Raw genomic sequence first — 13,455 nt, forward strand, 5'->3', positions numbered from 1 at the left:
CTCTGGAGGCGTGAACGGCCAGCGAGCGGAGCGAGCCCGCCGGGGCGCTGCCGCGCGCGCGGCGAGGCCGCCCGCGGCGGCGCACGGGACCCGGCGAGCAGGGTGGGGCCCCGCGGAGCTCCGCTCCGTGGGGCGGGGCGCAGCCCCGTCCGATCGTTCAGGCCGCGGCGGCCTCGCGGGTGCGCTCGGAGAGCCGCACCGAGACCAGCTTGGAGACGCCCGGCTCCTCCATGGTCACCCCGTAGAGCGTGTCCACCATCTCCATGGTCCGCTTGTTGTGGGTGATCAGGATGAACTGCGAGTTCTTCGACATCTCCTTCACCATCTCGTTGTAGCGGCCCACGTTCGCGTCGTCGAGCGGCGCGTCGACCTCGTCCAGCAGGCAGAACGGGGTGGGCTTGATGAGGAAGATGGCGAAGATGAGCGAGACGGCCGTGAGCGCCTTCTCGCCGCCGGAGAGCAGGTTGACGCTCTGGAGCTTCTTCCCGGGCGGCTGCGCGAAGATCTCCACGCCCTGCTCGCCGTCGCCCTCGGCGGCGGTGAGCACCAGGCCGGCGCGCCCGCCCGCGAACAGGCGCGGGAACACCTGCTGGAACTTCTCGTTCACCCGGTCGAACGTCTCCTGGAAGCGCTCGCGGCTGGCGCGGTTGATCTTGACGATGGCGGCCTTGAGGTCGGCGAGCGACCGCTCCAGGTCGGCGCGCTGCTCGCTCATGAACGCGTGCCGGTTCGACAGCTCGTCGTACTCCTCGATGGCGGTCAGGTTGATGGCGCCCATCCGCTCGGCCTGCCCCTTGAGCTCGTCCAGCCGCTCGCGCTCGGCGTCCCCGGGCGGCTTCTCCAGGTGGAAGCGGCCCACCTCCCACCGCAGCTCGGCCTGGCAGCGCTCCCGGGTCTGCTCCTCGAGGTGCGAGAGCTCCAGCGCGTGCTCGCGCGCGGTCAGCGCCGCCTCGGCGCAGGCCTGCCGCACCGCCTCGGCGCGGCCGCGCAGCTCGCGCGCCTCGGCCTCGCGGCCGCGCGAAGCGGCCACCAGCCCCTCGTGCGCCGCGCGCGCGCGCGCCAGCTCCTCGCGGACCGCGGCCAGGTCCTGCCCCAGCCGGCCCAGGTCCACCCGCGTGCCCTCCAGCCGGCCGCGCAGCTCCGCGGCGCGCGCGTTCGCCTCGGAGAGCGCGGCGAACAGCCGCCCGCGCCGCTCGTCCACCTCGCGCCGCGTGTCGTCGATCCGCTTGAGGGCGGAGCCGATGCCCTCGCGCCGCTCGGCGTCCGCGGCGGCCTTCACCTTCAGGTTCATCAGCTCGGCGGAGAGCACGTCGCCGCGGGCGCGGGTGTGCTCGAGCGCCGCCACCGCCTCGCGGGCCCGCTCCTCGGCGCGTCCCTGCTCGGCCTCGGCGGTCGCCGCCGCGACCCGGTGCTCCTCCTCCTCGCGCACCAGCCCGGCGACCCCGTCCTCGAGCTGCTTCCGCTCCGCCTCGAGCTGGCCGGTGCGGTCGGCCACGCGCTCCAGCTCGGAGCCCACGCGGGCGAGGTCCTTCTCCTCCTCGACGAGCGCCAGCTCCTTCTCGCGCCCGTCCTTGTCGAGCGACTTCAGCGCCGCCTCGAGCTGGAGCAGCCGCGCCTGCAGGGTCCGGTGCCGCTCCTGCGCCAGCGAGAACTCCGCCTCGAAGCCGCGGACCGTCTCCTCCAGCTCCTGCACCTCGCGCCGCCGCTGCAGCGCGCCGTGGCCCTCGCCCTCGAGCGGCCCGCCGGTGACGACGCCGTAGGGGTCGAGCACCTCGCCGTCGAGCGTGACCAGCGTCCGCTTCACCGCGCTCTGCTGCCAGATCTCCAGCGCGGAGGGCAGGTCGCGCACGATGATGGCGTCGCCGAGGAGGAAGCGGGCCACCTTCTCGTACGAGGGGTCGAACGTCACCACGTCGAGGCAGACCGCCACGAAGCCGGGCTGCGCCCGGTCGGCCTCGGTGGGGTCGCTCGCGCCCGCCTCTCGCAGGCGCGCCATCGGGATGAGCGAGGCGCGCCCCTCGGCCGCGGTCTTCAGGTAGTCGATGGCCTCGACGCCCTGGGAGTGGCTCTCGACGATGACGTACTGGAGCCGCTCGCCCAGCACCGCCTCGATCGCGTTCTCGTACTCCTCCGGCGCGGACACCACGTCCGCCACCAGCCCGAAGATGCCGTGGTCGCGCGGCTCGTCCTGGCCGGCCCGGGTCATCAGGCTCCGCACGCCGCGGCCGTAGCCCTCGTAGTTGCGGACGATCTCGAGGAGGCTCTGCAGGCGGGAGCGCTTCTCCGCCAGCTCCTCGCGCAGCGTGATGAGCTTCGCCTCGTTCTGGATGAACTCGGCGCGGGTGCGCTCGAGCAGCTCCTCCTGCGCGCCCCGCTGCTCGTCCAGGCGGAGCTTCAGCTGGCGGGTGTGGCCCAGCTTCTCCACGTGGCGCGCGCGCGCCTCGTCGAGCTGGCCGGCGCGCTTCGCCAGGTCGTCGGCCTCGGCGCGGTTGCGCTCGATGCGGCCGCGCAGGTCGAGCCGCTGGCGCTCGATCTGCGCGAGCTGGCTGCGGTGCGAGGTGGCCTCGGAGAGCGCGGCGGCGGCGGCGGCCCGCGAGCGGTCGGCCTCGGCCTGCAGCGCGCCCTGCTCGCGGCCGGCGTCGCGCAGCGCGGCCTCGGCCTCGCCCAGGCGGCCCTCGTCGGTGGTGACGAGGGACTGCAGGTCGTCGCGCTGCCGGAGCAGCGTCTCGCGCTCGGCGGCGAGCGCCTCGGCCTGGTCCTTCAGCGCCTCCACCTCGGCCGCCTGCGCGCGGGTGCGCTCCGCGATCTGGTCGAGCTCGCGCGCCGCCGCCTCCACCGAGACCTCGGAGACGCGCGCGGCGCTCTCCAGCGCGTGCTCGCGGGTGCCCAGGTCGGCGACCCGCGCCTCGCTCTCGCCGCCGAGGGCGCGGTCCTGCTCCAGCGCGCCGTCGAGCTCGGCGAGGCGGGCCGACAGCTCGGCCTCCTCCGCCTTCAGCGCGGCCTGCCGCTCCTCGGCGGCGCGGCGGGTGGCGGTCAGCTCCAGGTAGCGGGCCGCGGCGGTGCGCAGCTCGAGCTCGCGGATCTGCCCGCGCAGCGCCTTGTACTTCTCCGCCTTGCGCGCCTGCCGGTTGAGCGACTCGAGCTGCTTGCCCAGCTCCTGGACGATGTCGGCGACGCGCAGCAGGTTCTGCTGCGTGGCCTCCATCTTCCGCTCGGCCGCCTCGCGGCGCTTCTTGTACTTCGTGATGCCGGCCGCCTCCTCGATGATGGCGCGCCGGTCCTCGGGGCGGGCGGAGACGATCTGGCCGATGCGGCCCTGCTCGATGATCGAGTAGGCGGTGCGGCCCACGCCCGAGCCGAAGAAGATGTCGTTCACGTCCAGCAGCCGGGCCTGGACGCCGTTCACCAGGTACTCGGACTCGCCGGTGCGGAACAGGCGGCGGCCGACGGTGATCTCCCCGAAGCCCTGGTACTGCGGCGGCAGCTCGCTGGGCCGGTCGTTGACGAAGGTGAGCATCACCTCCGCCATGGAGAGCGGGGGCTTCGACTCCGACCCGTTGAAGATCACGTCCTCCATGGACCGGCCGCGGAGGTGGCGCGCCGACTGCTCGCCGAGGACCCACCGGATCGAGTCGGCCACGTTGGACTTGCCGCAGCCGTTCGGGCCGACCACGCCGGTCACCCCGTCGTCGAAGGCGATGACGGTCTTGTCCATGAAGGACTTGAACCCGACAATGTCGAGGCGACGGATGCGCATGGCGAAACGCGATATCACGACCCCATGGGCGAGTTCAAGCGAAGCCCTTGATCAATGGGGGGTTTTCACCGGCCGCCGCGCCGCAGCCCGGGCGGCGGCACCCGTTTCCCATGGGGAAACGCGACCTTGCGTTGCCTGACGTGTATGGCCGCCCAGGGGCAGCGCCAGCGCGCTCCCCCGGGATACACTCCCGGGCCACATGCGCTTCGGTTGGCGGCTGGTCCGGAACGTCGCGTCGATGATCCTGCTCGGCACGGCGCTGGGGTGGTGGGTGACGCAGGCGTTCCCGCTCTCCGCGCCCCAGCGCGAGGCGCTGCGGTGGGCGCTCCTCGCGAGCGTGGCGCTGGAGTGGGCCGCGGCGGGCGGGGCCGTCTGGGCCCTGTCGCGGCCGCTGCGCGCCGCCGACGACGCGCACCGCGGCGCCGGCGCCATCCCGACGCCGCTCGCGCTGCGCGCCGCCGCCACCGGCCACCGGCTGCCTGCCTACACCGCCGCGGTGGTGCTCGCCGCCGGCGTGCTCGCCACGGTGGTGCTGACCGCGCTGGCCCGCGCGCGCGGGGTCCCGCTCGACCTCGGCCTGGCCGGCGCCGCGGTGGGCTTCGCCAGCGCCTCGCTCGCGGCGATGCTCTGCTACGCGCTCGCCGGCACCGCCGCCGGCGAGGTGTTCGAGCGGCTCGGCCCGGACGCCGAGGTCGCCGTCCAGGGCACGGTGCGCGGGAAGATCCTGATCCTCGCGCTCGGCCTCATCACCATCTGCGTGCTCCTCTTCGCCGCCACCGGCTACGTCCGCTACCGGGGCGACATCGATCGCGAGTACGTCGCCACCGCCGCCCACGCGCAGGAGAGCGCGGTCGCCTCCGGCGTGGCCGCGAGCGACGCGGAGCTGGCCGAGCACCTCTGGCTCGTGACCGGCACGCCCTCGGCCGTGCTCGGCCCCGGCGGCGCGGTGGTGGCGCGCTTCGGCGCGGGCCGGGTCCCGTTCGAGGGCGCGGCCGCTGCGGCCGCGGGCGCGCTCCGGGTCGAGGACGGCTGGCTCGTGTCGCGCGCCACCGCCTCGGGCGGGCGCGTGGTCTCGTGGCTCCCGGAGGAGCCGGTGCGCGCGCGGCGGCGCGCGTTCTGGGGCGCGCTCGCCGTCAGCGCCCTGGTGGTCTACGCGGCGACCGCGCTGCTCGCCTGGCTCGCCGCCAGCGCCATCACGCTCCCGTTCCGGACGCTCGGCCGCGCCGCGGACCGCATCGCCTCGGGCGACCTCGCCGCCAGCCCGCCGTCGGTCTCGCGCGACGAGATGGGCCAGCTCGCCGCCGACTTCCGGCGCATGGCGCAGGGGTTGAAGGCGCTGGTCGTGGACGTGCAATCGGCGAGCGAGGGCGTCTCGGCCGGCGCGCGCGAGGCGGGCGCCATCGGCGAGCGGGTGCGGGCCGGCGCGCTGGACCAGCACGCCGGGGCGGTGGCGGCGCAGGGCGCGGTGGAGGCGATGGAGGGCTCGATCGCGCTGGTGGCGCGCGGGGTCGGCGGCCTGTCGGAGTACGTCTCGGCGACCACGCAGCAGGTGGGCGAGATGGCGTCCGGCCTGGACGAGGTGCGGCGGAAGGGGGCCGAGCTGGAGCGCGCCATGGCGGTCGCGCTCCGCGACGTGGAGTCGCTCGCGCACGCGGGCCGCGACGCCGACGCCACGCTCGCCGAGCTGGAGCAGCACGCCGGCCATGCCGCCGGGACGCTCTCGGCGGTGCGGTCGTCCATCGGGACGCTGGAGCGCGCCGCCGAGGAGAGCGAGCGCACCGCCGGGATGGTGGCCGACGTGGCCGAGCGGGCCGGCGGGGTGGTGGAGGAGACGGTGCACGGGATCGAGGCGCTGCGCGCGGCGGTCGCCGACGCGCACCGCCGCGTGGCGGCGCTGGGGCGGCGCTCCGACGACATCGACCAGGTGGTGGACTTCATCTCGGAGGTGGCCGGGCGCACCAGCCTGCTGTCGCTCAACGCCTCCATCATCGCCTCGCAGGCGGGCGAGCACGGCAAGGGCTTCGCGGTGGTGGCCGAGCAGATCCGCGAGCTGGCGGCGCAGATCGCCCGCTCGACCACGTCGATCGGCGACATCGTCCGCGCGGTGCGCGACGACGTGGAGGGCACCGCCGCCCTCATCGACCGCGGCGACGCGCTCGCCGGCGAGGGCGTGAAGCTGGCCCGCAACTCGCTCGAGGCGCTCGGCGAGATCCGCCGCTCCACCGCGCAGGGGCGCGAGACCGCCGCCGCGATCCGGGCGGCGGTCGGCTCGCACGCACAGTCCACGCACGAGGTCTCGCTGCTGGTGGAGTCGGTGGCGGAGGGCTCTCGCGCGGTCGCGGCCGCGGTGCAGCTGGTGGGCCGCAGCGCCGCCGGGGTGAACACCGCGTCGCGCAGCGTGAACGCGATGGCCGACCAGGTGGCGCGCGCGCTGGAGGACCAGTCCACGCGGGGCCGGCAGCAGCTGGAGAGCCTCGGGCGCGTGGAGCGGATGCTCGCGGAGATCGGGCGCGCGGTGGAGCACCACAACGCGGCCACGCGCCGGGTCCGCGAGGGGCTGCGGGCGCTCTCGCAGACGGCCGGCGACCACGAGCGCGCGGTGGAGGGGCTGTCCGGCCTGGCCGAGCGGCTCGGCTCCCGCTCGCGCGCGCTGGCGGAGCGGGTGGGGCGCTTCAAGGTCTAGCGGGCGGGCGGTCCCCCCCGGCTACTCCTCGTCGCCGCCGCCCATGGGCGCGCGGCCCTGCCCCGGCGTCAGCACGATGCGCGGGTGTCCGAGCGTCCCCACCACCTGGAGCCGGTAGGCGCCGTCCGGCGTGCGGGCCGAGGCGAGCGCCGCCTCCACGATGGGCCGCAGGCCGGCGGTCGCGCTCGCGCTCCAGAAGGCCGGCTGGATGCGCACGGTCGCCTTGCCGAACACGGCCGCGTGCTCGAGGCGCGGCCCGAGGGTCACCGCCAGCCCGTCGGTGGCGAGCTCCACGTCGCCGCCCTTCGCCTCGAGCCGCTCCACCGCCGCCTTGCCGCCCTCCAGCTTCACGCTGGCGGCGATCTCGCCGAGGCCGACGCGCGGGAGGCGCAGGCCGGTGGCCATGCCGGGGATGGGCAGCTGGCCCCCGGCCACGCCGGCGCGGGACACCGCCAGCTGCATGCGGCCGGTGGGCCGGCCCGCCGGCGCCTCCGGCACGGTGACGTCCACCGAGCCCGAGACCGCGCCCTGCAGGTCCATGCCGGTGGCGACCTTCAGCGGGACCGCCCGGGCCAGGTCGAGCCCCTGGAGCGCCAGGACCGTGCGCCGCTCGGCGCCGTTCAGGGCGGTGCTGCCGCGCACGCGGCCCTCGTAGACGAGCGCGTCCACGTCCATCACCTGCCGGCCGAGCAGCAGCGGCAGCACCTGGAGCGACGCGCTCACCCGGTCGATGGCGAGCTGGTGCGAGGCGTGGTCCTCGAGCCGGACGCCCTCCGCCGTCACGCCGAGCAGGCCGCCCGGGCCGATGTCGTCGGCCTCGAACTGCCAGCCGCGCGCGCCCGCCTCGAGGATCAGCCGCTCGCGCACCGCCTCGGAGGGGAACGTGGCGCGGAGCGCCACCGCGAACGCGAGCAGCGCGAACACGCCGTAGCCGGCGCGCGGTCGCCACACGTTCCAGTCCACCCGCGACATGCCCGGGAGGCGCGCGAGCCACGGCATCGAGGGGAGCCGGATCCGTCCGAGGTCGAGCTTCATCGGTCAGGCCTTGAGCTGGTAGGTGGAGACCACCACCGTCGCGTCCACGAGCGCGGGGTCGTCGGTGCGGGTGGTGACGCGGACGCGGCGCACCTTCACCACGCCCGGGCCGCGCTCCAGGCTCTGCATCAGCCGGGCGAGCCGGCCCAGGTCCACGCGCGCGATGCTGACCTCCACCGCCTCCTCGCGCAGGCCCTCGAGGTCGCCCTGCGTGGTGGTGGGGCGCAGGTCGGTGACCTCGATGCCGAGCGCGGTGCCGGCCTGCGAGATGTGGCTGAGGAGCTGCACCGGCGGCCCCTTCAGGCGCGACTCGATCGCCTGCCGCTCCGCCTGGCGGCGCCGGTAGCCCTCCGCCAGCTTGCCGACCTGCGACAGGACCTTGGTCTTGTCCTCGATGCGCGCCTCGCGCGCGGAGATGCCGCGGCTGATGGAGAGCGAGACCAGCCAGATCGCGAACAGCGCCACGCCCAGCGCCGCGACCGTGACGAGCACCCGCTCGCGCGGCGCGAGCTTCGCCATCCAGGCCGCCACGTCGGCGCGCAGCTTGCGGAGGAAGTCCATCTCAGCCCCTCTCGCCCGCGACGTCGCGCGGGCCGGACTCGAGGCAGGTCAGCCCGGAGTCGATGGAGAACTCGAACTTGCCGTCGGAGGCGCGCTTGCGGGCGCTGCCGGAGCGGGCGTCGCCGAAGCAGCGCGAGCCGCGCAGCCCCTCCACCACCTTGTCCACGCTCTCCGCGCCGTCGGTGGTGCCCTCGAGGTGCAGCTTGTCGCGGGTGATCTCGATCCGGTCGAACCGCACCGGGACCTCCGCGGGCACCCTGTCGGCCAGCTCGCCCAGCACGTCCACGGCGGAGACGCGCGGCAGCGCCGCCGCCGCGGTGCCGCGCCCGCGCAGGATGGCCTGCGCCTCCTCGAAGTTCGGGTAGCAGCGGCCCAGGATCTTCTGCTCCGCGTCGCAGAGCGCCCGATCCAGCGCGGCCTCCTGGCGCGAGAGCGCGAACACCTTCACCCCGGCGCTCACCACGGCCAGCACCAGGATGGCGGCGGCGTACAGGCCGAGCCGCGCCAGCTTGCCCTTGAGGTGCTCGAAGTCGCGGGTGTACGCGAGCTCGCCGCGGCGCAGGTTCAGGCGCGGCGCGCGCGCGCCCTGGTGGCCGCGGAGCGCGAGCGCGAGCGCGAGCGCCAGCCCGGGGGCGCGGTCGGGGGCGACGGCGGCCGCCGCCGGACCGGCCAGCGCGAGCGGCGCCACCGCGCCGTCCACGTCGGGCGCGAGGAGCTCCGGGAGCCCGGGCAGCCTGGCCAGCTCGCCCGCCAGCGAGAGGCGCTCCAGGCGCCGCGGCCCCACCCGCGCGCGCCAGGCGCGCAGCGTGGCGCGCACCTCGCGCACGAGCGGCTGCAGCGCGGCCGAGAGCGCCGCCGCGGCCCGCGGATCCCGCGCCAGCGCCGCCAGCTCCGCCGGCGGCGGGGGCCCGCCCAGCTCGCCCGCGAGGAGCGCGCCCGCGTCCGCCTCGGGCACCCCGAGCGCGCGCGCCAGCGCCCGGACCAGGTGCGCGCCGCCGAACGCGAACGTCCGGGCCGCCTCGCACGCGCCCGCCGCCGTGACGCACAGGCTGGTGCGCTCGGCGCCGACGTCGAGCACGCCCTCCGCCGGCGCGGGCCCCTCCGGCGGCGCCGCGAGCGGCTCCACCGCCCCCCCCGCCAGCAGCGCCGCGTAGGCGGGGCCGGCGGGGATCACCGCGCGCGGGTCGAGGCCGCCGTGGCCGAGCGCCGCGAGCAGCGCGCCCAGCTCCTCCCTGCGCACCACGCCCACGAGCAGGTCGGACTTGCCGTCGCGCACGCCGAGGGGCTGCCAGTCCCAGGCCACGGTCGCGAGGTCGAACGGGATCTGCCCCTCCACCTCGAACCCGATGGTCTGCTCGATGCGGCGCGCGTCCGTGAACGGGAGCGTCACCACGTTCGAGGACACCGACGAGCCGGGGAACGCCACCACCGACTCGTCCACCCGCCACCCGCGCTCCCCCAGCAGCTGGTGGACGGCGGCCGCCTGCCGCGCCAGCAGCGGAGGCGCGTCGTCGCCCTCCGCCGCGGGGACCGGCGCGCTGGCCGTGTCGAGGACGGCGTAGCCGCGGTACGTGCTCTCCAGGAGCACGGCCTTCACCGCGTGCGCGCCCAGGTCGAGGCCGAGGATGTGCTGGGCCATGGCTCTACTCCTCGCGCCAGTGGATGAGGCGGCCGGACGAGATCCCGGCCTGGCCCTGGAGCGCGGTGGTGAGTGGGTTTCCGGCGTCGGGCGTCCCGGCCGCCGGCGGCGCCGCGCCAGCGGCGCCCGCGATGGGCGCCGTGCCGGCCGGCTGGTTCTGGTTCGGGTCGAAGGTGACCACCGCGTCGATGGTCTTGCTGACGGCGCCGGCGTTGCCGAACGCGCGGATGCGGAACGCCGCCGAGCGGTCGGTGAACGGCGACTTCGGGCTCTGCGCCAGGTAGTCGGCGCGCACCGGGACGCCCAGCGCCGCGACCACCGCGGCGAACTGCGGCGGGGTGAGCGCCATCAGCCCGCCCATGCGCACGTCCGAGAGCGCGCGCTGCAGCTTCTGCGGGAACGCCGGGTCGAGCAGGAGCGGCTGCGCCGCCGGCTCGGCCATCATCCAGGCGATGCGCATCTGATCGGAGGGCTCCGAGGTGTTGACGTTGATCTTCGCCTCGCGCGGCAGGTAGACCGTGAGCCGGTCGCCGAAGGCCGCCAGGAACGCGTCGCTCACCCCGGCGACCAGGCTCAGTTCGGCGAGCGAGTCGAAGCGCGCGTTCTTGGCGCGGTAGCGGTCGCGGCCGTGGTCGTAGGGGCGGTTCTCGTCGGAGAAGCCCTTCTCGAACGGGTTGGCGGGGACCACGAACGTGCACCCGTCGCCGCCGGGGTAGCTCACCGCGAGCGCGGAGCCCGCCTCGTCGTCGTCCACCCAGTCGCGCAGGTGCAGGAGGAGGTCGTTGCGCGTCCAGCGCTGCCCCTCCGCGTCCTCGCGGTCGAACAGCGGGTCCCAGCGTGCGTCGCAGACGAGGCGGAGGATCGCCTCCACCTGCGGGCCGAGCAGGCCGCTGGTCTGGAGCGCGTCGAGCTGCACGTTCACCTTGCGGCCCTCGTCCTCGATCTTCGAGGCGAACCCGCCCTCGAAGTCGCCGAAGCGGGCCTGCGGCGGCGCGCCCTCCGCGGCCGCCGCCCGCGCCGCCGGCCCGGCCTCGCCGAACAGCGCCTGCACCAGGCCCGAGCTGACCGGGACGAGCTCCCAGATCTGCGGGCGCGGACACGCCGCCGCGGCCTGGCCGCCCGCGCCGCCGGTCCCGGCCGTGCCGGCGGCGGTCGCCGAGCCCGCGGCCGCGGCGGTCCCGCCGGTGAGCGCGCCCATCACCTGGCAGGCAGCGCCGCTCGCCTGGTCGATCTGCTGCTGGAACGCGAGCACCAGGCGCGAGAAGGACACCGCGCTCTTCGCGAGGTAGGTGGCGCGGAGCTCGTCGCGGCCGTTCACGGCGATCTGCAGCCGGACGCGGGTCTCGTAGGCGAGGTCCACCGAGAGCGCCGTGAGGATGGCGAGCGACACCATGACCACCAGGAGCGCGGCGCCGCGGGGGCGCGGGCGAGCGGGTCGTGGGCCGGGGCGGAGGGCGCGCATCAGAAGTCCAGCGGCCGCGTCAACGCGACCCGCGCCTCGGTGGAGAACTTCTCGGTGCGCCCGTCGGCGAGCTTCACCTCGAGATCGAAGCGGACGCGCGCGGGCAGCTCGTTCGCGCGCTCCACCGACCGGGTGTTCCATTCGCGCACCCAGTCCTTCTTCTTCGCGTCCCAGTACTGGACCCGGAACCCGGTGACGTGGTCGGCGACGACGTCCTTGCGCCCCTCGCGCTCGGGCTCCTCGTCCACGCGCGCCTTCTCGCGCCGGAACAGCGCCTGCTCCCCGCCGCCGTCCGGGGCGGACTCCAGCGTGTACTCCACCACCGACGCGTCGGACTCGCGCGCGTCGCGGAGCAGCCGCCGGTGCGCCTGGGTGGTGAACAGCAGCCCCTCCTCGCGCCCGCGGAACAGCGTGGGGCGCTCGCGCAGCCGGTTCTTGTCGTAGTGCTCGGATAGGAACGCCATCGAGGTCTCGCGCGCCAGGCGGGTGAGCGCGAGGCGCGCCGCCGCGTAGCGATCCCCCTGCGCGCGGGCGATCTCCTGGGCGCGGTCCACCTGGTGGAACGCGCCGAGCGTCATCGCCCCCACCGCGGCGGTGATCGCCATGGCGATCAGCACCTCGAGGAGCGTGAACCCGCCCGCGGCGGCGCGGCGCGCGCTCACGTGCCCGGCTCCGTCGGCGCCAGCACCACCAGGTGCGTGACCACCGTGAAGGAGTCCTGCCGCGCGCCCTCGGGCCACGCGACGGTGAGGCGCACCTCGCGCACCGCCTTCTTGATCTGCTCGCCCATGGCGGTGAGCTGCGCGTTGAGCGTGCCCGCCACCGCGGCGGTGCCCGGCATGACGGTCTGCGGGCCGCCGCCCTGCGCGTCCTTCCCCCCGCTCGCCCCGCCGAGCAACGCCGAGAGATCGCCGCCCTCGGTGCCGGTGAGGAGCTGCAGGATGCGCTCCGGGCCGAGCTCCACGCGGGGGCGGAGCACCTCCAGCTTCCAGCGCACCTCCGGATGGCCCTCGCGCTCGAACGATCCCTCGTCCTCCTCGTCGAAGTCGCGGAACCCCTTGCGCTCGAACGCCTCCTCGAGCTCCACCATCTTCCCGCGCGCCAGCAGCGTGGCGACGTCCAGGCGGCCGGCGCGGGCGTGGTTGCGGAGCGCGCCGCCCACCACGTCGGAGAGCGCCATGAGCCCCATGGCGAGGATCGCGAGCGCGACCATCACCTCGAGCAGCGTGAAGCCGGCGGCGCGGCGGCCGCGGCACGTCCCCCCCCGGGCGGCGGCGGGCGTCACTCGCGCACCTCCACCTTGCCCGGCACCACCCGCGTGCGTCCCGTGAACGGCTCGGTGACCACGGTATAGACGTTCGAGCGGTCCACCACCGGGACCCAGGCGCGCTGGGCCTGGCCGCCCGGGAAGAAGTACACGTAGGCCAGCCCCTGCTCGATCGCGTCGCGCCGGCCCTCCACGTGGACCGGCCCGAACCCGGTCGAGCCGGGCAGCTTGCGCTCGCCGACGAGGCGGTCCTCGAACTTCCCGAACGTGCTCCGCGCGAGCAGCCGGCGGACCTCCTCGTCCTTCTCGTCCGGGAAGCGCTTCGCCAGCGCCGCGTCATCCTGCGGCCGCGCCGGGTCCGAGATGCCCACCGCCCCGGGCGCGCACTCCGCCCACCAGGTGCGCTGGCCGAGGTCGAGCGCGATCCGGCAGGTGGCGTTCCGCAGCGCGGCGGTGTCGTACAGGGAGCGCATCGCCCCGGACAGCTCGCCCGCCGCCTTGCGCGCGTTCGCGCCGGTGGCCGACTCCGCCGCGGGCACGACCATCGCCGCGAGCAGGCCGATCACGCCGATCACGATCAGCAGCTCGATGAGGGTGAACCCTCGCTGGCGGCGGCGGCGGTCCAAGCGCCCGGGCTCACGGGTTCACGACGTCGGCGTTCTCGCCCTCGCCGCCGGGCTGGCCGTCGGCGCCGTAGCTCTTCACGTCGTAGCCGTCCTGGTGCGTCTGGCCCGGGTACAGGTACACGTACTCCTTGTCCCACGGGTCCTTCAGCGTGCCGTCCTTGTTCGCCTTGAGGATGTTCTCCTTGATGAGGATCCCCAGGCCCTCCTCGGTGGTCGGGTAGCGGCCCTTCAGCACCTTGAACGTGTCCACGCCGTCCGCGATCTTGCGGACGTCGTTCTTGGCGGTGTCCACGCGGGCCTTGGACATCTGGCCGACCACGTTCACGGCCACCGCGGAGGCGATGAGGCCGAGGATCACGATCACCACCATGATCTCGATGAGGGTCATGCCGCGCTGTGCGCGGCGCCGGTTGCGGGCGTGCATC

10 protein-coding genes are annotated in these 13,455 nt (G+C 75.4%); 1 reads left to right on the forward strand and 9 read right to left on the reverse strand.

The window, feature by feature from the left end:
* Positions 1-157 precede the first annotated feature (157 nt).
* Entirely contained in the window at positions 158-3,757 is a 3,600-nt protein-coding gene (smc, locus tag A2CP1_RS03530) for a chromosome segregation protein SMC (protein WP_012632096.1), read from the reverse strand.
* Positions 3,758-3,956: 199 nt separating this feature from the next.
* On the opposite strand from smc, the gene A2CP1_RS03535 reads away from it, so the two are divergent.
* Positions 3,957-6,440, forward strand: coding sequence for a methyl-accepting chemotaxis protein (locus A2CP1_RS03535; protein ID WP_012632097.1), 2,484 nt, complete (start codon positions 3,957-3,959; stop codon positions 6,438-6,440).
* 21 nt (positions 6,441-6,461) lie between these two features.
* Here the strand turns inward: A2CP1_RS03535 and gspN are convergent, their stop codons facing one another.
* The 8 genes from gspN to gspG are packed head-to-tail and all read right to left on the reverse strand — an operon-like array spanning position 6,462 to position 13,454.
* Positions 6,462-7,475: a type II secretion system protein GspN gene (gspN, locus tag A2CP1_RS03540; RefSeq protein ID WP_012632098.1), complete on the reverse strand. Its 1,014-nt coding sequence runs from the start codon at positions 7,473-7,475 to the stop codon at positions 6,462-6,464.
* 3 nt (positions 7,476-7,478) lie between these two features.
* A complete protein-coding gene (gene gspM, locus A2CP1_RS03545) occupies positions 7,479-8,036 on the reverse strand; it encodes a type II secretion system protein GspM (protein WP_012632099.1) in 558 nt (185 codons plus the stop codon).
* A gap of 1 nt (position 8,037) precedes the next feature.
* Positions 8,038-9,675 (reverse strand): pilus assembly protein PilM, encoded by a 1,638-nt coding sequence (gene pilM / locus A2CP1_RS03550; RefSeq protein ID WP_012632100.1) that lies wholly within the window; start codon positions 9,673-9,675, stop codon positions 8,038-8,040.
* A gap of 4 nt (positions 9,676-9,679) precedes the next feature.
* The gene (locus A2CP1_RS03555) at positions 9,680-11,137 is read right to left on the reverse strand and encodes a type II secretion system protein GspK (protein ID WP_012632101.1); all 1,458 of its coding nucleotides are present in this window, start codon (positions 11,135-11,137) and stop codon (positions 9,680-9,682) included.
* On the reverse strand, positions 11,137-11,799 hold the full coding sequence (locus tag A2CP1_RS03560) for a PulJ/GspJ family protein (protein ID WP_012632102.1): 663 nt from the start codon (positions 11,797-11,799) through the stop codon (positions 11,137-11,139). The genes A2CP1_RS03555 and A2CP1_RS03560 overlap by 1 nt, the downstream gene beginning before the upstream one ends.
* Positions 11,796-12,422, reverse strand: coding sequence for a type IV pilus modification PilV family protein (locus tag A2CP1_RS03565; protein WP_012632103.1), 627 nt, complete (start codon positions 12,420-12,422; stop codon positions 11,796-11,798). The genes A2CP1_RS03560 and A2CP1_RS03565 overlap by 4 nt, the downstream gene beginning before the upstream one ends.
* Positions 12,419-13,030 carry a prepilin-type N-terminal cleavage/methylation domain-containing protein gene (locus tag A2CP1_RS03570; protein ID WP_012632104.1) on the reverse strand — a complete coding sequence of 204 codons (612 nt, stop codon included), beginning with the start codon at positions 13,028-13,030 and terminating at the stop codon, positions 12,419-12,421. The genes A2CP1_RS03565 and A2CP1_RS03570 overlap by 4 nt, the downstream gene beginning before the upstream one ends.
* Positions 13,031-13,040: 10 nt before the next feature.
* Positions 13,041-13,454 (reverse strand): type II secretion system major pseudopilin GspG, encoded by a 414-nt coding sequence (gspG, locus tag A2CP1_RS03575; protein ID WP_012524784.1) that lies wholly within the window; start codon positions 13,452-13,454, stop codon positions 13,041-13,043.
* Position 13,455: the final 1 nt, after the last annotated feature.

It is taken from the genome of Anaeromyxobacter dehalogenans 2CP-1 (assembly GCF_000022145.1).
In the GTDB taxonomy this organism is placed as follows: domain Bacteria; phylum Myxococcota; class Myxococcia; order Myxococcales; family Anaeromyxobacteraceae; genus Anaeromyxobacter; species Anaeromyxobacter dehalogenans.

Bases quoted from the DNA above. Each gene is read 5' to 3' on its own strand.
- gspG (WP_012524784.1), bottom strand. From the start codon at position 13,454: ATGCACGCCCGCAACCGGCGCCGCGCACAGCGCGGCATGACCCTCATC.
- A2CP1_RS03555 (WP_012632101.1), bottom strand. From the start codon at position 11,137: ATGCGCGCCCTCCGCCCCGGCCCACGACCCGCTCGCCCGCGCCCCCGC.
- gspM (WP_012632099.1), bottom strand. From the start codon at position 8,036: ATGGACTTCCTCCGCAAGCTGCGCGCCGACGTGGCGGCCTGGATGGCG.
- pilM (WP_012632100.1), bottom strand. From the start codon at position 9,675: ATGGCCCAGCACATCCTCGGCCTCGACCTGGGCGCGCACGCGGTGAAG.
- A2CP1_RS03535 (WP_012632097.1), top strand. From the start codon at position 3,957: ATGCGCTTCGGTTGGCGGCTGGTCCGGAACGTCGCGTCGATGATCCTG.
- gspN (WP_012632098.1), bottom strand. From the start codon at position 7,475: ATGAAGCTCGACCTCGGACGGATCCGGCTCCCCTCGATGCCGTGGCTC.
- smc (WP_012632096.1), bottom strand. From the start codon at position 3,757: ATGCGCATCCGTCGCCTCGACATTGTCGGGTTCAAGTCCTTCATGGAC.